This is a genomic window from Phaeacidiphilus oryzae TH49 (genome assembly GCF_000744815.1).
Classification (GTDB): domain Bacteria; phylum Actinomycetota; class Actinomycetes; order Streptomycetales; family Streptomycetaceae; genus Phaeacidiphilus; species Phaeacidiphilus oryzae.
Map to the genome: position 1 here is coordinate 4,699,752 of NZ_JQMQ01000005.1, position 18,748 is coordinate 4,718,499.

The window sequence follows — 18,748 nt, forward strand, 5'->3', positions numbered from 1 at the left end:
GTGACCGATCGTCAGAAACTGGTGCTGGCCACCCGCAACCACGGCAAGATCCGCGAGCTGAGGGTGATCCTCGGGGAGTCGGGCCTGGACGTCGACCTGGTCGGCGCGGACGACTACCCGGAGGTCCCCGACGTCAAGGAGACCGGGGTGACCTTCGCCGAGAACGCGCTGCTGAAGGCGCACGCGCTGGCGAAGGCCACCGGGCTGCCGGCGGTCGCCGACGACTCCGGGCTGTGCGTGGACGTGCTGGGCGGGGCGCCGGGGATCTTCTCCGCGCGGTGGGCCGGGCGGCACGGCGACGACATCGCCAACCTGGAGCTGCTGCTCGGGCAGCTCTCCGACATCGCGCAGGAGCACCGGGCCGCGCACTTCGCCTGCGCGGCGGCGCTGGCGCTGCCGGACGGGACGGAACGCGTCGTCGAGGGCCGGATGCCGGGCAGCCTCGCCTTCGCCCCGCGGGGCGCGAACGGCTTCGGCTACGACCCGATCCTGATCGTCGAGGACGACACCCGCACGGCGGCCGAACTGACCCCCGAGGAGAAGAACGCGATCTCCCACCGGGGGAAGGCGTTCCGGGGGCTGGCGGTGGTGGTGGGGGAGTTGCTGGGGGGCTGAGGCGAAGCGACCCCGCCTTCGTTTCGAAGGCGGGGCCCGGGGTGCGGCCTGAGGGACTCGAACCCTCACGGATGCTATCCACAAGGACCTAAACCTTGCGCGTCTGCCAGTTTCGCCAAGGCCGCAGGTTCGCGGCCCCATCCTATGTGCTGGAGCTGAGGGGCGGCATCAGACGGAGGGCTTCCGGCGGCAGTAGGTGTCGGTGGTGGCATGGCAGTTCGGGCAGAGCAGCCGCAGGTTCTCCCGCCGGTTGTCCAGCCAGTCCCCGTTGACGTGGTCGATCTCGAGGGCCAGCGGCCTGCCTCGCCACTCCGGGCCCTGGCCGCAGTCGACGCAGAGGTACGGCACGCCGGTCTTGAGGAGCGCGGCGAGCAGCGGCCTCCGGGACGGTCGGGCCGAACCGGCGGGCCGGACGCAGAGGACCTCGGCCGGCGGCTTCCGCCGGTGGGCGCCCCGGTCGATGTCGCCGGAACGGCCGGTGAAGTGGCCGGTGGCCAATCCCGTGCGCTGGATCGCGGTACGCAGCCGGCGATGCTCGTGGGGCGTGGTCGGCAGGTCCAGCGCGCGGAGTACCTCGGCGTAGCTGGTGGACCTGGCCACCAGTTCCGCCAGGAGCTCCGGCGGGACCCGGTGGCGGGCACCGCCGCCGTAGGTGAAGTGCGAGGTGTCGATCCGGAGTTCGGCGATGGTGCGCTTGAGGACCCCGCGGCTGGCCTGATCGTCGCCGAGGCCGAGCCGGCGGGCGACACCGCGGTAGCTGGATTCCGCGGCGACCGCCGTACGCAGGGCCTCGGGCGGCAGGTCCAGGGTGGGGCGCCCGGGGCGCATGGCGGGGAAGCGGCCCTCCAGGCCGAGCCGCTTGACGCGTCGGCTCAGATGGCTGAGGGTGCCGCTGGCCGGGACGGCGCCGAGGGCGAGAGCGAGCTCCCGCAGGGTGCCGGACTCGGCGACGGCGGCGGTGATGGCGGCGTCGGTGTAGCGCGTCCAGGGGCTGCGCTGCTTGAAGTGGCTGGTGTCGATGGCGAACTCGGCCGCCAGTCTCTGGAGCTGCGTGCGCAGGCCGCCGCTCTCCCGGCGGCCGAGTCGGCGGATCAGGTCGGACCAGTTGGCGGAAGCGGCGGCGGCCGCGGCGAGCTCCTCGCGAGTGCAGGTGGCGGTGCGCATGGTGTTCCCTCCCCGGGTTCGTAGGGGTCAACGAGTGGCGAACGCCTGGGTTGCGCTGCCATGGTCTTGACCAATTGGGCTAGGCCAATGAGGAGTTGATGTGTCGTGAGCTGGAGGTTTGGTTCGGGTTAAGGGAACGGTTGTGAATGGGGGCTTGACGCGGGGCTTGGTCCAGGCCAACTTGTACGGTGCTCGGTTCCGTCGGAGTGCCTCGGGTCGGGGGAGTGGGAGATGGGACGCACGAGAGGGTGGGGCGCCACCGGCCTCGCGCTCGCGCTGGTCGCGGGCGGCGGAGTGGGGCTGCTGGCGTTCAGTGGCGGCGCCGCCCGCGCCGACAGCGTGCAGCTGCTGGCCAACGGCGGGTTCGAAAGTGGGACGTTGAGCCCCTGGAACTGCTCGGCGGCGGACGCGGTCGTCGGTTCGCCGGTCGAGGACGGGAGTGGGGCGCTCGCGGGCAGCGCCTCGGCGAGCGATGACGCGCAGTGCGCGCAGACCGTCGCGGTCGCGCCGAACTCGACGTACACCCTCAGCGGCGAGGTGGAGGGGAACTACGTCTACCTCGGCGACAGCGGTACGGGGACGAGCGACACCAGTGCCTGGACGCCCGGCAGCGGCGGCGGCTGGCAGCGGCTGTCGACCACCTTCACGACCGGGGCGGACACCACCTCGGTGACGGTCTACGTCCACGGGTGGTACGGGGAGGGCACGTTCGGGGCGGACGACCTGTCGTTGGTCGGACCCAGTGGGGGGACTTCGCCGACGCCCACCCCCACCTCGACCTCCGGCTCGACGACGCCGCCCCCCGCCGATCCCGGCTTCGCGCATCCGGTCTACTTCATGCCGCTGGACAACAGCCCCCAGGCGGTCGGCGACATCGTCTCCGGCAGCGGGGAGAACGAGTTCCTCCTCGCCTTCGTGCTGGACTCGGGCGGATGCACGCCCGCCTGGGACGGGGACGCCGCGCACACGGTGGCCTCGGACACCGCCGTCGCGGCCGACGTCCAGGCGATCCGCGCGGCCGGCGGGGACGTCGGCGTCTCCTTCGGCGGCTACAACGGCACCGAGCTGGGCTCCTCCTGCGGATCGGCCTCGGCCCTCGCCGCCGCCTACCAGCAGGTGATCGACAAGTACCAGCTCACCCGGATCGACCTGGACTGGGAGAACACCGCGCTGGACAGCGGCATGGAGGTGCGGTGGGGCGCGATCAAGCAGCTGGAGGCGGCGAACCCGAGCCTGAAGGTCTCCCTGACCATTCCGATGACCAGCGTCGGGCTGCCGGACACCGGCAAGGACGAGATCCGGCAGGGGATCGCGGACGGTGCCCGGATCGACCGGGTGAACATCATGGACTTCGACTTCGGGCTGACCTCCGGGACGGAGACGCAGGCGGCCGAGACCGTCGCCGACGACGTCAACGGTCAGCTGACGGCGCTCTTCGGCTGGGACTCGGCGACGGCCTGGGCGCACACCGGGATCCAGCTGATGAACGGCCACACCGACCAGCCGAGCGAGCTGTTCACCCAGAGCACCTTCACCGACCTGCTGGCCTTCGCCCAGTCCAAGCACGTCGCCCAGTTCTCCTACTGGGACGTGAACCGGGACCGGGTCTGCGATCCGAGCGTGCCGCACAACTGGGCGGACGGGGCCTGCAGTTCGGTCGACCAGAGCCCGTACGACTTCACCAGGACCATCACCCGGTACACCGGTTGAGCACGCGGTCTCCCGTGCCGCCGCGGGCCGGACGCCCCCACATCACGCCTGCGGCGGCGCGGGTCCTCCCCTGGTCCCTCCCGCGGTCCCCCGCGGTCCCCCGCGGTCCCTCTCGCCGGGGATCAGAAGTCCCGGACCACCAGCGTCTTGGCGACCAGGTCGCCGATCCGCTGGTGGTCCCGGGTGGCCAGCATGCTGATCAGTCCGACCAGTCCGAGGAACAGCCCGTCGACGAGCAACAGCAGTCCGCGGACCAGGGTGTCGGTGCGGCTGAGGAGGGCCCCGTCGGCGCGGACGATGCGGACGCCGATCAGTTCCATCCCCCAGGTCTTCCCGGTGGCGGCCGGCCGGAGCACCCAGTACCAGAGGTATGCGGCGACCGCGAGGACGCCCCACAGCACGGCGAGGACGACCGCGACCACCGGCCAGCGCACGGCGCCGTCGGGGCCGGTGGGCAGCGCGTAGAAGACCGCGGCGAAGGGCACGGCGATCATCGCGCTGAGGAATCCGTCGACGACGTACTGCACGACCCGGCGCCAGACGACGTCGACGTCGCCCTCCTGGATCGAGGCGATGGGGGCGCTGCTGATGGTCATCGGTTGCCTCCGGGCTCCTGGGCGGGCGGGCGGACGCGCAGGTGACGCCTGGTCACCGCGTACCGCCCACCAGCCTTTCCCCGGGAGGGCGCCGGGTCGCCCGCGCTGCGTCCGTTCGGCGCAACGAAGCTCACCCGCGCCGGGGACCGGGGCGGAGCGGGTCAGGAGGCGGGGATGGCCAGGTCCTTGAGGAGCTTGGCGACGTGGCCGGTGGCGCGGACGTTGTACCAGGCGTGCTCGACCCTGCCGTCCTCGCCGACCACGACCGTGGAGCGGATCACGCCGGTGACCTTCTTGCCGTACATGGTCTTCTCGCCGAACGCGCCGTAGGCCTCCAGGACCTTCTTCTCCGGGTCGCCGACCAGGGTGACCCGCAGGTTCTCCTTCTCGCGGAACCTGGCCAGCTTCTCCGGCTTGTCCGGGGAGACGCCGATGACGTCGTAGCCGGCGGCGGCCAGCACGTCCAGGTTGTCGGTGAAGTCGCAGGCCTGCTTGGTGCAGCCGGGTGTCAGTGCCGCGGGGTAGAAGTAGACGATGGTGCGCCGGCCCTTGCCCAGGTGGTCGGCGAGGGACACCTGCTCGCCGTCGGCGTCGGGGAGGGAGAAGGCGGGCGCGGTGTCCCCGGGGGAGAGGCGGTCGCTCACGGTGGTTCGCTCCTCGGGCTGGTAGGAGGTGGTGTTCGTCGGTGCGTGCTGAAACGTACTCCAGAATCGCGGAAGTACACGTAAGGACGGGTGCCGCTGCGCGCTCGGGGCGGGGACCTGACAGACTGTCGGGAGTGCGCGGCGCAGGGTGCGCGCGGCGCCGGATCCCGCGGACCAGTCGGATAAGTGAGGTGTCCTGTTGAGCGAGGTCAGTACTCGGGGTGGTGGCCCCGACGGGCGTTCCACCGCCGAGATCGAGGCGGACATCGTCCGTACCCGCCGGCAGCTGGCAGCGACGCTGGACGAGCTCGCGGTGCGCGTCCATCCCTCCACCATCGCCGCGGACGCGAAGGCGCAGGCGCGGGCGGCCGTGGACCGTACCGTCGGACGGGCGTACGCGGCCGCGAACGGTGCTGTGGAGCGGGTGTCGTCGCAGTTCAAGGACGAGAAGGGGGAGCCGCGCAAGGACCGGATCGCGCTGGCGGCGGGCGCCGCGGCGGCGGTCGTGGTCGGGATCGCGGTGCTGTCCGCGCGGGGCGGCGACGCGGGTTCGGGCCGCTCGAAGAAGTCGAGGAAGCGCCGCTGAGCACCGGCGGAGCCGCGCCGGCAGCGCGCCGGACGTGACCCGGCGCCCCGCTGGGGGCGTCGGGCGGGTACCTTCATGGGCGTGAGTGACAGTGTCCAGCCCGAGGTGAGCGAAGCAGTGACCGAGTCCGCGCCGAAGAACGCCGCTCAGGCCCCGCACGACTCCTTCGGGGAGAAGCTCCCGATCCGCATGCTGCACGACAGGGTGCTGGTGCGGGTGGACTCCGTGGAGGGGGAGCGGAAGTCCAGCGGCGGCATCCTGATCCCCGCGACCGCGGCCCTTTCCAAGAGGTGCGCCTGGGCGGAGGCGGTGGCCGTCGGCCAGAACGTCCGGTCCATCGAGCCGGGCGACCGGGTGCTCTTCGACCCGGAGGACCGCTCGGAGGTCGAGGTCCGGGGGGTGATGTACGTGCTGCTGCGGGAGCGCGACATCCACGCCGTGGCCTCGGAGCGGGTGGGGGACACCGGGGACTCCACCGGGCTCTACCTGTGAACCGCGGGACGTCCCGGCTGGGACGTCCCGCCGAACCTCGCGGCTGACCCTCCCGGCCGGCCTCAGCCCGGCCACTCCTGCTGCCTGAGGGGCGAGACCGGGTTGCCGGGGCTGGTCGGGCCGCTGCCGGGGGCGGTGGGGAGGACCGGGGCGGTCGGGGTGGGGAAGGTCGGGCTGGGCGACGGGGAGAGCGGCGGCGTGGTCGCCGGTGTGCTCGGCGTCGGGGAGGCCGTCGGCGTCGGCGAAGGCGTCGGCGAGGGGGACGGGCTGGCCGAGGGCGTCGAGCCGTTGTCGGTGCCGGCCATCAGCTGGAAGTCCTGTACCGGCCGGCCGGAGAGCGCCGAGGACATGTAGTCGGTCCAGATCTGGGCCGGGAACGATCCGCCGTTGACCCGGGTGATGCCGGCCGCCGTGCCCAGCGACTCGCGCGCGTGGGTCTGCGGGTTCTCCGCGAACATGCAGACGGCGGTGGTGAGTTGGGGGGTGTACCCGATGAACCAGGCGGACTTGTTGTCGTCCGTGGTGCCGGTCTTGCCGGCCGCGGGCCGGCCGAGGCCGGTGGCCACGTAGCCGGTGCCGTTGGAGCTGATCACGTTCCGCAGCACGGAGGTGACGTCGTCCGCCGCGCTGCGGGTGATCGCGGTGGTCGGGTCGTTCTGCGGCAGGGTCTGCTTCTCGCCGTTCCGGGAGATCTCCTCCACCGACCAGGCCGGGCGGTGCACCCCGTGGGCGTCCAGGGTGGCGTAGGCGTCGGCCATGGACAGCGAGGACGGGGTGGCCACGCCCAGCGCGAGGGCCGGGTTGCCGGCCGACATGTCGGGGGTGTTCTCCGGGAGCCCGAGGGCGATCGCGGTGTTCCGGACGTTGTTCAGCCCGGCGTCGACGGCCTCCTGGGCGTAGACCGCGTTGACCGACTTCTGCATGGCGTAGCGCAGGGTGATGTTGCCGTAGTCGACGTTGTCCTCGTTGGGCGGGGCGTAGTGGACGCCGGCCGGGAGGCCCTGGACGGTGCGGCCGCTGGTGCCGTCGTAGTAGGTGGACGGGGTGATCGGGCGGCCGTCCTGGGTGGTGGCGTTGTTCTGCAGGCCGGCGGCGAGGTCGAAGGCCTTGAAGGTGGAGCCGACCTGGATGTCGTCGCGGACCGCGTCGTTGTACGGCTGGGTGGCGTAGTCCGGCCCGCCGTACGCGGCCAGCACCTTGCCCGAGTTCGGGTCGACCGAGCTGGCGCCGACCCGGACGTCCTTCGCCTGGGTGGTGCTGGGCAGGGAGGCGGAGAGCCGGTCCTTGACCGACTTGGCGAGGGCGTCCTGGTCCTTCTTGTCGAAGGTGGTGACGATCCGCCAGCCGCCGGAGCTGAGGGTGGCGTCGTCGACGACGTTGTTGGCGGTGAGGTACTGGTCGGCGATGTCGATCAGGTAGCCGGCCTGGCCGCCGGTTCCGCTGCTGACGGCGCCGGGGGACTTGGGCTCCTCGAACCTGACCGCGTTCCGCTCGGCCTGGGTGAGCCAGTGCAGCTTGACCTGGCCGTCCAGGACGTAGTTCCAGCGGTTGAGGGCGGCCTGGCGGCCGGCGGCGGTCGCGGTGGAGACGTCGTAGGCGCTCGGGGCCTGGAGGAGGGTGGCGAGGTAGGAGGCCTGGGCGACGTTCAGCTGGGAGGCGTCGACGCCGTAGTAGGCGCGGGCGGCGGCCTCCACGCCGTAGGCGCCGCGGCCGAAGTAGCTGGTGTTGAGGTAGCCGGCCAGGATGTCGTCCTTGCTCTGGGTCTGGTCGACCTTGAGCGCGATGATGACTTCCTTGATCTTGCGGGTGACGGTCTGGGACTGGTTCAGGTAGTAGTTCTTCACGTACTGCTGGGTGATCGTCGAACCGGACTGCAGCCCCTTGCCGGTCGCCACGTTCCATCCGGCCCGGATCATGCCGCGGACGTCGATGCCGGTGTTCGAGTAGAAGGAGCGGTCCTCGGCGGAGACCGCGGCGTGCTGCATCGGGGTGGAGATCTGGTCGATCGGCACCGACTCGCGGTTGATGTCGCCGGTGCGGCCGAGGACGGTCCGGCCGTCGGAGTAGTAGTAGACGTTGCTCTGCGCGGTGGCCAGGGCGTTCGGGTCCGGTACCGAGACGGCCAGATAGGCGATCACGAAGGCCGCCACACAGGCCAGGATGATCGTGACGATCCCACCCACGACCATCCGCCAGGTCGGCACGATCCGACGGTACCAAGGCATCGCGCGCCTGCGGGCCTTGCGCGCGCGACGCTTGGCGCGACGGCGCTGGCCGCCGCTGAGGCCCGGACCGCCGCCGTCGGCGCGGTCCTCGGACTCCAGGGAGTCCCGGCTCATGGGGTGGTCGGGGCTGTCCGGGTCGTCCTGGCTCACGACTGGCTTCCTCCGGGCGGGTGGAATGACGCGGGTTTGACGCACCGTCACGAGACCCTTGCATTATGAGCCGCGGAGGAACGATTCGCCTTCCGTGGCGCGGCCGGAAAAACCGCCTGCGCGGCGGAAGCGGGGACGCTACCGTTCCGGTGGGAACAGGTACGGCCGAGGATCGACGAGCGACAACGGCATAGCAGCGACTCGCCACGCGAGGGCCCCCCGGGGGGTCGGTCTCGCGGGGCTACTGCTGCGTGCGCGCGGAGGTTTCCTGCTGTGTGCCCCGGCCCCCGCCCCTTTCGTTCTCCGGGGCTCCCTCCCGGGGCGGGGGCCGGGGCCGGGGCCGGGGCCGGAAAAGAATAGGAGGGAAAGGGTTGGGGCTTTATCTCGCCGTCGCCGGCGGCGGCTTTCGGCGCTATGCGACCTATCGCGCGGCCACCGCGGCCGGCGTGGTCGCGAACACCGCCTTCGGGTTCATCATCGCCTACACGTATCTCGCGCTCTGGCACACCCGTCCGCATCTGGGCGGATACGACGCCACGTCGGCGCTGACCTTCGCCTGGATCGGTCAGGCCCTGCTGGCGACGGTCGCGCTGTGGGGCGGCGGCTTCCAGAACGACCTGGAGAGCCGGATCCGCAGCGGCGACATCGCCGTGGACCTGGCCCGTCCGGTCGACCAGCAGAGCTGGTGGCTGGCGACGGACCTCGGCCGGGCCGGCTACGAGCTGCTGGTCCGCGGCTCGGTGCCGATGCTCGCCGGAGCACTCGCCTTCCACCTGAGGTTCCCCCAGGGCAGTGCCGCCACCGTCCTGCTGACCGTCGGGGCGTTCCTGCTGTCGGTGCTGCTCGCCGTCGTCGTCAGCTTCGCGCTGCGCTATCTGGTCGCGCTGGCCGGCTTCTGGGTGGTGGACACCATGGGGTTGCGGCAGCTCCTCATGGTCAGCGGCATGGTGCTGTCCGGGATGCTGCTGCCGCTCCAGCTCTTCCCGCCCACCATGGCCCGGATCGCCGAGGCGCTGCCGTGGAGCGGAGTGCTGCAGATCCCGGCGGACGTCCTGCTCCAGCGCCGGGTGGGCGCGGCCCTCGCGGCCGGCCTCGGGCAGCAGCTGGCCTGGGCGGCGGTGCTGCTGGCGCTGGGCCGTCTGGTGCAGTCCACGGCGGTGCGGAAGGTGGTGCTCCAGGGTGGCTGACACGGGGGCGCAGGGGCTGCGCGCGTACGGGCTGATCGCCGGGATGTGGCTGCGGTCCTCGCTCGCCTACCCCTGGTCGTTCTGGCTGACCACGGCCGGGAACCTGGTGGTGACCTTCCTGGACTTCGTGGTGCTGGCGGTGATGTTCACCCACGTCCAGCGGCTCGGCGGCTGGTCGCTGCCCGAGGTGGCCTTCCTCTACGGGACCTCGGCGATCTGCCTCGGCCTGGCCGATCTGACGGTGGGCAGCCTGGACCAGGTCGGCGAGCGGGTCAGGGACGGCTCGCTGGACACCGTGCTGCTGCGGCCCGCGCCGGCCCTGGCGCAGCTGGCCGCGGACCGGATGGCGCCGCGCCGGCTCGGCCGGGTGCTGCAGGGCGCCGGGGTGCTGGCCTGGTCGCTGGTCTCGCTGCGGATCGACTGGACCTGGGGGCGGGTGGCCATGGTGCCGCTGCTGGTGGTGGCCGGGACGGTGATCTTCGGGGCGGTGTTCGTGGCCGCGGCCGGCTTCCAGATCGTGGTGCCGGGCGCGGCCGAGGCGCAGAACGCGCTGACCTTCGGCGGATCCACGCTGCTGCAGTACCCGCCGACGGTCTACGGCCGGGACCTCGTCCGGGGGGTGCTGTACGGGGTGCCGCTGGGGTTCGCCAACTGGGTGCCGGCGGCGTATGTGCTGGGCCGGCCGCTGCCGGAGGGGCTGCCCGGCTGGCTGCGGTTCGCCTCGCCGGCCGTGGCCGCGCTCTTCGCGGCGCTCGCCGCGCTGTGCTGGCGCGCGGGGCTGCGCGCCTACCGGAGCACCGGAAGCTGACCGGAACCAAGCGGAAACCGAACGGAAACCGAACGGAAGACGAGCGGAAACCGAGCGGAAGACGAGTCGAGGGGAAGTGGGCCGATGATCGAGGTCTCGGGTGTGGAGAAGCGGTTCAGCGTGCGCGAGGGCCGGTGGTGGAGCCGCCGGCGGCGGACCGTGGAGGCGGTGCGGGGGCTGGACTTCAAGGTGGCGGCCGGGGAGATGGTCGGCTACATCGGGCCGAACGGGGCCGGGAAGTCGACCACGGTGAAGATGCTGACCGGGATCCTGGTCCCGTCCGCGGGGCGGCTGCGGGTGGCGGGCGCGGACCCGGTGCGGCAGCGGGTGGAGCTGGCCCGGCGGGTCGGGGTGGTCTTCGGGCAGCGCACCGGTCTGTGGTGGGACCTGCCGCTGCGGGACTCGTACCGGCTGGCGCGGCGGATGCACCGGATCCCGGAGCAGCGGTTCCGCACGGTGCTCGACCGCTGCGTGGAGCTGCTGGAGCTGGGGCCGCTGCTGGACGTGCCGGTCCGTCAGCTGTCGCTGGGGCAGCGGATGCGCGGGGACATCGGGGCGGCGCTGCTCCACGAGCCGGAGGTGCTCTACCTGGACGAGCCGACGATCGGGCTGGACGTGCTGAGCCGCAACCGGGTGCGCTCCTTCCTGCGGGCGGAGAACGCCGAGCGCGGGACGACGGTGCTGCTGACCACCCACGATCTGACCGACATCGAGCAGTTGTGCTCCCGGGTGATGGTGATCGACCACGGTCGGCTGGTGTACGACGGCGGGCTGGGCGGGCTGCACCGGCTGGGCGAGAGCGAGCGGACGCTGGTGGTGGACCTCGCCGAGGAGCGGCCGCCGCTGGCCGTGCCGGGAGCGCGGACGGTGCGGGTGGACGGGCCCCGGCAGTGGCTGGCGTTCCCGGCGGGGGCGAGCGCGGCGCCGCTGGTGGCGGCGGTGGCGGCGGTGGCCCCGGTGGTGGATCTCTCCCTTCGGGAGCCGGCGATCGAGGATGTGATCGCGCGCTTGTACGCGGGCGAGGTGGGGGACGCCGTGCCGGCGGGCGGCGGGGTGTAGCCCCGTATCTTCTGCCCCGGTCCCGCCCGGGCTCAGTCGTCGTGGGTGAGTTCGAGGTCCAGCAGTGCGGAGGCCTGGCCGTCCAGGCGGATGGGGGTGGCTCGGGGCGGGTAGCCGGTGGCGACCAGGGTGTAGTCCTGGGAGGACAGGTTCGGGAAGGCGTAGCTGCCGTCGTGGGCGGTGGTGCGGACGTCCAGCACGTTGCCGGTGGCGTCCAGGAGGGAGACCCGGGTGTCGGCGAGGGGGCGCCCGGACCGGTTCCGTACCGTGCCGCTGACCTCCGCCGCGGGGGCGAGCCGGATGTGGTGCTCGGCCGGGCCGGCGGTGCCGTCCACCGAGACCGAGTGGGCGACCGGCCGGGTGCCCGGGGCGCTCACCGTCACCACGTAGGCGCCGGGGGAGAGGGCGGAGAAGCGGTAGCCGCCGTCGGGGCCGGTGGTCGAGGAGCCGATCACCTCTCCGTGCGGATCGGTCGCGACCACCAGGGCGTCCGGCAGCGGCGTGCCCTCGGCGGAGGTGACGGTGCCGGTCAGCCCGCCCTGCCCGGTGAGCACCACGTCGTGGCCGAGCACGCCGCCGAAGGCGGGCAGCCGCAGCAGGGCGGCGCTCGGCCGGCGGCCGTGCGCCGCGCCGACCAGGACGCAGGCGCCGTCGGCGGAGGCCGGCGGGTCGATCCGGTAGCTGCCGTCGGCGTGGCTGTGCGCGCGGGCGAGTTGCCGGCCGGTCGGGTCGACCAGGGTGAGGACGGCGTCGGCCACCGGGGCGCCGGAGGCGTCCACCACCCGGCCGGTGACGCCGGGCCGGCCGGAGCCGGAGGGGCCGGGAGAGCCGGGAGAGCCGGGAGAGCCGGAGTCCGGCGGCGGGAGGGCGGGGACGGCGGCGGTGGTGGCGGCGGTGCCGCCGGCCGGCTCGACGGCGGGGAGGGCCGCCGTGTCGGCCTCGGCGGGGCCGAGCGCCTCCGCCGCCTCCGCTCCCGGCTGCTCCGCGGGCTCGACCACGAAGTCCGCGTCGTGCCCGGCCGAGGCGGCCGCGTGGGCGGCGCGCATCTGCGCCATCGGCGAGCCCTTGCGGTAGAGGAGGCCCGCCACCACCAGCACCACCAGGAAGAAGGCGCCGGCCCAGCGGAAGGCCACGGTGTAGCTGTGCACGGCCGCGTTCGCGCCGACCAGCGGGGTGACCGGCTGGTGGTTCCTGAGGTAGTCGGTGACGGCGGTGGCCGCGATGGTGTTGAAGAGGGCGGTGCCGATCGAACCGCCCACCTGCTGCATGGTGTTGACCATCGCCGAGGCGACGCCCTGGTCGCGGTGGGCGACGCCGAGGGTGGCCAGGCTCATCGCCGGCGGCATCATCGTGCCCATTCCGGCGCCGATCAGGATCAGGCCGGGCATCACGTCCCCGGTGTAGCTGCTGTGCAGCCCGATCCGGGAGAGGAGGTAGAGCCCGCCCGCGGCGAGCGCCGCGCCGACCGGCATCACCGGCTTGCCGCCGATCCGCGGCACCAGCAGGTTGATGCCGATCTGGGCGCACACCATCAGCGCGGCGACCATCGGCAGATAGGCGACGCCGGCCCGGACCGGTGAGTAGTGGAGGGTCTGCTGCAGGTAGTAGGTGAGGAAGAGGGAGACGCCGAACATCCCCATCCCGGTGACGAAGACCGAGAGGTAGGAGGCGGCGCGGTTGCGGTCCTCGAGGATCCGCAGCGGCAGCAGCGGATGCGCGGCCCTGCGCTCCCACAGCACGAAGAGGATCAGCAGCAGCGCGGCGCCGGAGAGGAACCCCCAGCACATCGGGTCGTGCCAGGAGTACGTGTCGGCGTTGGCGAACCCGTACACCAGGCAGAAGAGCCCGGCGGCGGCCAGCAGCGTGCCGAGGACGTCCAGCGTCGGCCTCGGCGGCTTCGGGGGGCGGCGGACGAAGGCGAGGGTGCCGAGGACGCCGAGGGCGGCGAAGATCAGGTTGACGAAGAGGGTCCAGCGCCAGTTCAGGTGCTCCGTCAGCACGCCGCCGAGGAGCAGCCCGATGGCGCCGCCGCCGCCGGCGAGCGCGCCGAAGACGCCGAAGGCGCGGGCGCGTTCGCGCGGCTCGGTGAAGGTCGTGGTGAGGAGGGAGAGCGCGGAGGGCGCGAGGAGCGCGCCGAAGGCGCCCTGCGCCGCCCGGCCGGCGACCAGGGTGGAGAAGTTCTGTGCGGCGCCGGCCAGCGCGGAGGAGCCGGCGAACCCGACCAGGCCGATCAGCAGGGTGTTCTTCCGGCCGAACAGGTCGGCCAGCCGGCCGCCGAAGAGCAGCAGGGAGCCGAAGGCCAGCGAGTAGGCGGTGACCACCCACTGCCGGCCGTCATTGTCGAAGTGGAGGGACTGCTGCGCGGAGGGCAGCGCGATGTTCACGATGGTGGCGTCCAGCACCACCATGAGCTGGGCCAGTCCGAAGACGCCGAGGGCCCACCAGCGGTGGGGCACGGGCGCCTGGGCCGTCTGCTGTCCGGGCACGGCTATCGCCATGGCGCAGAGGGTAAGCCGCTGGGTGAGCGCTGTGGAAGCCTTTTACGGAACGGCCTGGTGACGAAAGGTCAGCCGTTTCGCGAAGCGGCGCCCAGGGGGGCCGGAGACGGCCGTGACGGCATGGTGACGTGGGCACGCCGCCGTGCGAAGGGGGGTGTCGGCGGCCGTGCGGTCGGTTGTGGGTGAGACTGAGGGCGTGGATCAGTTCGAGAAGCGGGGTGCGAACGGCAGTTCGTCGCTGTCCGCGTTGCCCGCAGACGCGGGGAGGCCCGGCCGGGCGGACCCGCCCCAGGTGCCCGGAATGCAGTACACCGAGTCGGACGCGCTCAAGCGCCGCGGGGTGCGCAAGATGAAGACGGTCGCGACCGGCTTCCTCCTCGGCGCGACCCTGGTGTACGCGCTCACCACCTGGGGCCTTCGGTCCGGCGGCGGCTGGTGGTCCTGGGACTGGGCCGGGTATGTGCAGGCCGCGGCGGAGGCCGGGATGGTCGGCGGGCTCGCCGACTGGTTCGCGGTGACCGCCCTCTTCAAGCACCCGCTGGGGCTGCCGATCCCGCACACCGCGATCATCCCCACCAAGAAGGACGTGTTCGGCCGCAGCCTGGGCCAGTTCGTGGGGGAGAACTTCCTCGCCGTACCGGTGGTGCGGGCCAGGCTCGGCGGCCTGTCGGTCGCCCGGCGGGCCGGCGAGTGGCTGGCCGCGCCGGGCAGCGCGGAACGGGTGACCAAGGAGCTGTCGGCGGCGCTGCGCGGCGCCCTGCGGGTGCTGCGGGACGAGGACGTGCAGGCGGTCGTCGGCGAGGCGGTGACCAGGCGGGCGCAGGCCACCCAGATCGCCCAGCCGATAGGGCAGATGCTGGCCCGGGTGTTCGCGGACGGCGGCCACCGCGGGGTGGTGGACATGGTGGTCAACCGGCTGCACGACTGGCTGGTGACCCACGAGGACCGGATCGTCGCCACGGTCTCCCAGGGCGCGCCCGGCTGGACCCCGCGGTTCATCGACCGGCAGGTCGGCACCCGGGTCTACCGGGAGCTGCTGCGGTTCGCCACCGAGATGCGGGACGACCCGGAGCACGCGGCCCGGGGCGCGCTGGACGAGTTCCTGGCCGACTTCGCCAAGGAGCTGCAGACCGATCCGGACACCATCGCCCGGGTCGAGCGGGCCAAGAACGACCTGCTGGACCGGCCGGAGGTGCAGGGCCTGATCGCCTCGGCCTGGTCGGCGGTGCGGACGATGGTGATGGAGGCCGCCGAGGACCCGGACAGCGAGCTGCGCCGCCGGGCGACCTCGGCCATCCGCTCCTTCGGCCGCCGGCTGGCCTCGGACGGGCGGATGCAGGGCAAGGCCGACAAGTGGCTGGGGGACGCCGCGGAGTACGTGGTGACCACCTACCGCAGCGACATCACCTCGCTGATCTCGGACACGGTGGCCGGCTGGGACGCGGACGAGGCGTCCCGGAAGATCGAGGCGAACGTCGGGCGGGACCTGCAGTTCATCCGGATCAACGGCACCGTGGTCGGCGCCTTCGCCGGGCTGCTGATCCACACCGCCTCCACCTGGCTGTGAACCTGGCTGTGATCATCTGACTATTGCTGCAGGTGGATGGCGCCGCCGGGGCTCGGGTAGCCATCGCGCATGGCTTCCTCGGAACCGACGCCGCGTCGACAGCCGTTCCAGCTCCCCGACTTCTACGTCGCCTATCCGGCGAGACTGAACCCGCACGTGGACGCCGTCCGCCCGCGCTCCCGCGAGTGGGCGCGCGCGAGGGGGATGCTGGAGGGCTCCGGGATCTGGACCGAGCGCGACCTGGACGCCCACGACTACCCGCTGCTCTGCGGCTACACCCACCCCGACTGCGGGGAGGACGTCCTCGCGCTGGTGACGGAGTGGTACATCTGGGTCTTCTTCTTCGACGACCACTTCCTGGACGTCTTCAAGCGCACGGGAGACCTGGCCGGCGGGCGGGCCTACCTGGAGCGCCTGGAGCGCTTCATGCCGATGGGCGCGGAGCCGGCGAAGGAGATGCCCGAGCCGACCAATCCGGTGGAGGCCGGTCTCGCCGACCTGTGGCTGCGGACGGTCCCCTCGATGTCCGCGGACTGGCGGTCCCGGTTCGCGGAGAGCACCCGGAACCTCCTCAACGAGTCGCTGTGGGAGCTGTCCAACATCAACGACCGGCGGGTGGCCAACCCGCTGGAGTACATCGAGATGCGGCGGAAGGTCGGCGGGGCGCCCTGGTCGGCCGGGATCGTCGAGTTCGCGGCCGACGCGGAGGTGCCGGAGCGGGTGGCGCACTCGCGCCCGCTGGGCGTCCTGCGGGACGCCTTCTCGGACGCCGTCCATCTGCGCAACGACCTCTTCTCCTACCAGCGGGAGGTCGAGGAGGAGGGCGAGCTGAGCAACGGGGTGCTGGTCCTGGAGGAGTTCCTGGGCTGCGGGACGCAGGAGGCGGCCGAGGCCGTCAACGACCTCCTCACCTCCCGGGTGCAGCAGTTCGAGCACACCGCGCTGACCGAACTGCCGCCGCTGCTGGCCGAGTTCGGGCTGCGGCCGGAGGAGTGGGCGCGGGTCGGCCGCTATCTCAAGGGCCTCCAGGACTGGCAGTCCGGCGGCCACGAGTGGCATCTGCGCTCCTCCCGCTACATGAACCAGGGCGCCCTGGACGCCCCCGCCGCCGCCGCCTCCGCCGCCGCCTCCTCGGCCTGGAACCCCTTCGCCGTTCCCGCCCTCCTCCCGGTCGGAGACGCGGCCGCCGGCTCCCTCGCCGCCCTCGGCAGCAACCCGCGCGCGGAGGGGGTGCGCGCCCGCCGGTACGCCTACCGCCCGTACGAGGACGTCGGCGACTACACCGCCCCCGAGCTCCCGATGCCCTTCCAGCTGCGCCTCAGCCCCCTCCTCGACCGGGCCAGGGGCAATCTGCGCGGCTGGGTGGAGCGGATCGGCCTGCTGCGCCCGCAGCCCGGCGTGCCCGCCTCCTACGTCTGGGACGCCCGCCGGCTGGAGGCCATCGATCTCCCGCTGTGCGCGGCCGGCCTCCACCCGGACGCCACCCAGGAGGAGCTGGACCTCGGCTCGGCCTGGCTGGCCTGGGGCACCTACGGCGACGACTACTACCCTGCGGTCTTCGGCCGGGCCGGCGACCTGGCCGGCGCCCGAGCCCAGAACGACCGCCTCAAGCTGCTGATGGGCGTGGACGCCCGGTCCACCGCCGTGCCCGCCAACGCCCTGGAGCGCGGCCTCCTCGACGTCTGGGAGCGCACCGCCCGCTCGATGACCCCGGAGAACCGCCGCGACTTCCGCGCCACCGTCGACCTGATGCTGGACTCCTGGCTGTGGGAGCTCTCCAACCTGGCCCAGCGCCGCATCCCGGATCCGGTCGACTACGTGGAGACGCGCCGGCTCACCTTCGGCTCGCCGATGACGATGGCCCTGGCCCGGATCGGCCACGGCCGCCGCCTGCCGGAGCGGCTGCTCACCAGCGGCCCGATGCGCGCCGCGGAGAACGCGGCGAGCGACTACGCCTGCCTCCTCAACGACCTCTACTCCTACCGGAAGGAGATCCAGTACGAGGGCGAGTTCCACAACATCGTCCCGGTGGCCCGCTCCTTCTTCGACTGGGACGCCGAGCGGGCGATCGCGCTGGGCGCCGACCTCGCGGCCGCCCGGATGCGCGAGTTCCAGCGCCTCACCGACCACGAACTCCCGGTCGTCGCCGAGGCCCTGTCCCTCGGCCCCGAGGAGCGCGCGGCCCTCGACGCCTACCTCGAGGAGCTCCGGCACTGGATGTCCGGCATCCTCAACTGGCACCAGCAGGTGGACCGCTACCGCGAGCGCGAACTCCGCCGCCCCCTCGACCCGCCGGATCCGCGGGACTGGCCGGCTCCGGTCCCCACGGGCCTGGGCACCTCCTCGCTCCGCGTGCCCTCGCTGACGCGCCGCTGAGAACGGGCACGGCAATGGTTACCCTGCGGGCATGGCAATGGCATCAGGACCGTGGATGGAGTGCTGCCGGGCGATCGCCGCCACGCCGGGGCGGGTGCTGCGGCCGTGGCCGAAGAACGGCCGGCTGCTCGGGGCCCTGCGGCAGCGGGTACGGGAGCGGCCGGCGCCGCCGGCGGCCCGGACCGTCCGGCTGACCGCCCTGCCGCAGGGCCGGGCCGCGGTGCCCACCGTGGTGCTGGCCGAGGGGATCTGGGGCCTGCCGCTGCGCACCCCGATCGGGATGGGCGGCTTCCTGGTCGAGCACCCCCGGGCGCGGTTCCTGGTCGACCCGGCGCTCTGCGCCGACGTCCACCGCCGGGTGCTGCCCGAACTGCCGCAGCCGCTGCGGTCGTTGGTGGCCCCGGAGAAGCCGGTGCGGGGGCTGGGCGAGGCGCTGCGGGAGCAGGGGGTGGACGCGGCGGACATCGACTTCGCGCTCCCCACCCATCTCCACTGGGACCACGTCAGCGGACTGCTCGACCTCCCGGACGGGCTGCCGGTCCGGGTCCGGGCGGTGGAGCGCGCCTTCGCCCTGGACGGGGGGCCGGAGGCGCCGCTCGGCTTCGCCCGGCTCCCGCTGCGGGGCCGGGAGTTGGCGGAGTACGAGCTGGACGGGCCGCCGGTGCTGTCCTTCGAGCGGTCGCTCGACCTCTTCGGGGACGGCTCGGCGGTGCTGGTCGAGCTGGCCGGCCACACCCCCGGCAGCGTCGGACTGCTCCTCGCGCTGGACGGTGGGCGCCGGGTGCTGCTGGCGGGGGACGCGGTCTGGCATCGGGCGCAGATCGCGCACGTCCGGCAGCTCGCGCCGATGCCCGGCGCCCTCGTCAACGCCGATCCGCCGGAGGCGTTCACCACCCTCCACCGGCTGGCGGCGCTGCCCCCCGAGATCCAGGTGGTGCCGGCCCACGACCCGGACGCGGCGGCCCGGTTCGCGGCCGTCCCCCGGCCCGCCGGGAAGGCCGGGTAGGCGGAGGGAGCCCCGGGGGCCGGCCGACCGCCGAGACGGCCGGCCCCGGGGCGGTTCGGGGAGCC

At 73.0% G+C, this 18,748-nt stretch carries 15 protein-coding genes and 1 tRNA gene; 10 read left to right on the top strand and 6 right to left on the bottom strand.

The window, feature by feature from the left end:
• Positions 1 to 615, top strand: coding sequence for an XTP/dITP diphosphatase (locus BS73_RS24585; protein ID WP_037576017.1), 615 nt, complete (start codon positions 1 to 3; stop codon positions 613 to 615).
• Between the two features lie 42 nt (positions 616 to 657).
• On the opposite strand, the gene BS73_RS24590 is transcribed toward BS73_RS24585, so the two are convergent.
• A tRNA-Leu gene (locus BS73_RS24590) sits at positions 658 to 740 on the bottom strand.
• A 43-nt stretch (positions 741 to 783) separates the two neighbouring features.
• Positions 784 to 1,779 carry an HNH endonuclease signature motif containing protein gene (locus BS73_RS24595; RefSeq protein ID WP_037576019.1) on the bottom strand — a complete coding sequence of 332 codons (996 nt, stop codon included), beginning with the start codon at positions 1,777 to 1,779 and terminating at the stop codon, positions 784 to 786.
• Between the two features lie 231 nt (positions 1,780 to 2,010).
• Between BS73_RS24595 and BS73_RS24600 the strand changes: the two genes are divergently transcribed.
• Positions 2,011 to 3,489 (top strand): carbohydrate binding domain-containing protein, encoded by a 1,479-nt coding sequence (locus BS73_RS24600; protein WP_051940440.1) that lies wholly within the window; start codon positions 2,011 to 2,013, stop codon positions 3,487 to 3,489.
• 122 nt (positions 3,490 to 3,611) lie between these two features.
• On the opposite strand, the gene BS73_RS24605 is transcribed toward BS73_RS24600, so the two are convergent.
• Both BS73_RS24605 and bcp read right to left on the bottom strand, forming a co-directional pair.
• Positions 3,612 to 4,085 (bottom strand): RDD family protein, encoded by a 474-nt coding sequence (locus BS73_RS24605; RefSeq protein ID WP_051940442.1) that lies wholly within the window; start codon positions 4,083 to 4,085, stop codon positions 3,612 to 3,614.
• A gap of 161 nt (positions 4,086 to 4,246) precedes the next feature.
• Positions 4,247 to 4,729, bottom strand: coding sequence for a thioredoxin-dependent thiol peroxidase (gene bcp, locus BS73_RS24610; protein WP_037576021.1), 483 nt, complete (start codon positions 4,727 to 4,729; stop codon positions 4,247 to 4,249).
• Between the two features lie 199 nt (positions 4,730 to 4,928).
• Here bcp and BS73_RS24615 point away from each other — a divergent pair, with 199 nt between their 5' ends.
• Both BS73_RS24615 and BS73_RS24620 read left to right on the top strand, forming a co-directional pair.
• Positions 4,929 to 5,315: a DUF3618 domain-containing protein gene (locus BS73_RS24615; RefSeq protein ID WP_051940444.1), complete on the top strand. Its 387-nt coding sequence runs from the start codon at positions 4,929 to 4,931 to the stop codon at positions 5,313 to 5,315.
• A 189-nt stretch (positions 5,316 to 5,504) separates the two neighbouring features.
• Entirely contained in the window at positions 5,505 to 5,807 is a 303-nt protein-coding gene (locus BS73_RS24620; RefSeq protein ID WP_051941539.1) for a GroES family chaperonin, read from the top strand.
• Positions 5,808 to 5,869: 62 nt separating this feature from the next.
• On the opposite strand, the gene BS73_RS24625 is transcribed toward BS73_RS24620, so the two are convergent.
• Positions 5,870 to 8,182, bottom strand: coding sequence for a transglycosylase domain-containing protein (locus BS73_RS24625; RefSeq protein WP_051940446.1), 2,313 nt, complete (start codon positions 8,180 to 8,182; stop codon positions 5,870 to 5,872).
• Positions 8,183 to 8,553: 371 nt separating this feature from the next.
• On the opposite strand from BS73_RS24625, the gene BS73_RS24630 reads away from it, so the two are divergent.
• The 3 genes from BS73_RS24630 (at position 8,554) to BS73_RS24640 (ending at position 11,236) form a co-directional block, all read left to right on the top strand.
• A complete protein-coding gene (locus BS73_RS24630) occupies positions 8,554 to 9,369 on the top strand; it encodes an ABC transporter permease (RefSeq protein ID WP_037576028.1) in 816 nt (271 codons plus the stop codon).
• Entirely contained in the window at positions 9,362 to 10,177 is an 816-nt protein-coding gene (locus BS73_RS24635; RefSeq protein WP_037576030.1) for an ABC transporter permease, read from the top strand. Before BS73_RS24630 ends, BS73_RS24635 begins: the two co-directional genes overlap by 8 nt.
• 84 nt (positions 10,178 to 10,261) lie before the next feature.
• Positions 10,262 to 11,236, top strand: coding sequence for an ABC transporter ATP-binding protein (locus BS73_RS24640; protein ID WP_037576033.1), 975 nt, complete (start codon positions 10,262 to 10,264; stop codon positions 11,234 to 11,236).
• A 32-nt stretch (positions 11,237 to 11,268) separates the two neighbouring features.
• Here BS73_RS24640 and BS73_RS24645 read toward each other — a convergent pair whose 3' ends face one another.
• Complete coding sequence (locus tag BS73_RS24645) at positions 11,269 to 13,734, bottom strand: MFS transporter (RefSeq protein ID WP_037576035.1); 2,466 nt, start codon at positions 13,732 to 13,734, stop codon at positions 11,269 to 11,271.
• Positions 13,735 to 14,035: 301 nt separating this feature from the next.
• On the opposite strand from BS73_RS24645, the gene BS73_RS24650 reads away from it, so the two are divergent.
• From BS73_RS24650 to BS73_RS24660, 3 genes are all read left to right on the top strand, one after another.
• A complete protein-coding gene (locus BS73_RS24650) occupies positions 14,036 to 15,301 on the top strand; it encodes a DUF445 domain-containing protein (protein WP_084704332.1) in 1,266 nt (421 codons plus the stop codon).
• Between the two features lie 69 nt (positions 15,302 to 15,370).
• Positions 15,371 to 17,677 carry a terpene synthase family protein gene (locus BS73_RS24655; RefSeq protein ID WP_037576041.1) on the top strand — a complete coding sequence of 769 codons (2,307 nt, stop codon included), beginning with the start codon at positions 15,371 to 15,373 and terminating at the stop codon, positions 17,675 to 17,677.
• 31 nt (positions 17,678 to 17,708) lie between these two features.
• Positions 17,709 to 18,683 (top strand): MBL fold metallo-hydrolase, encoded by a 975-nt coding sequence (locus BS73_RS24660; RefSeq protein WP_037576043.1) that lies wholly within the window; start codon positions 17,709 to 17,711, stop codon positions 18,681 to 18,683.
• Positions 18,684 to 18,748 lie beyond the last annotated feature (65 nt).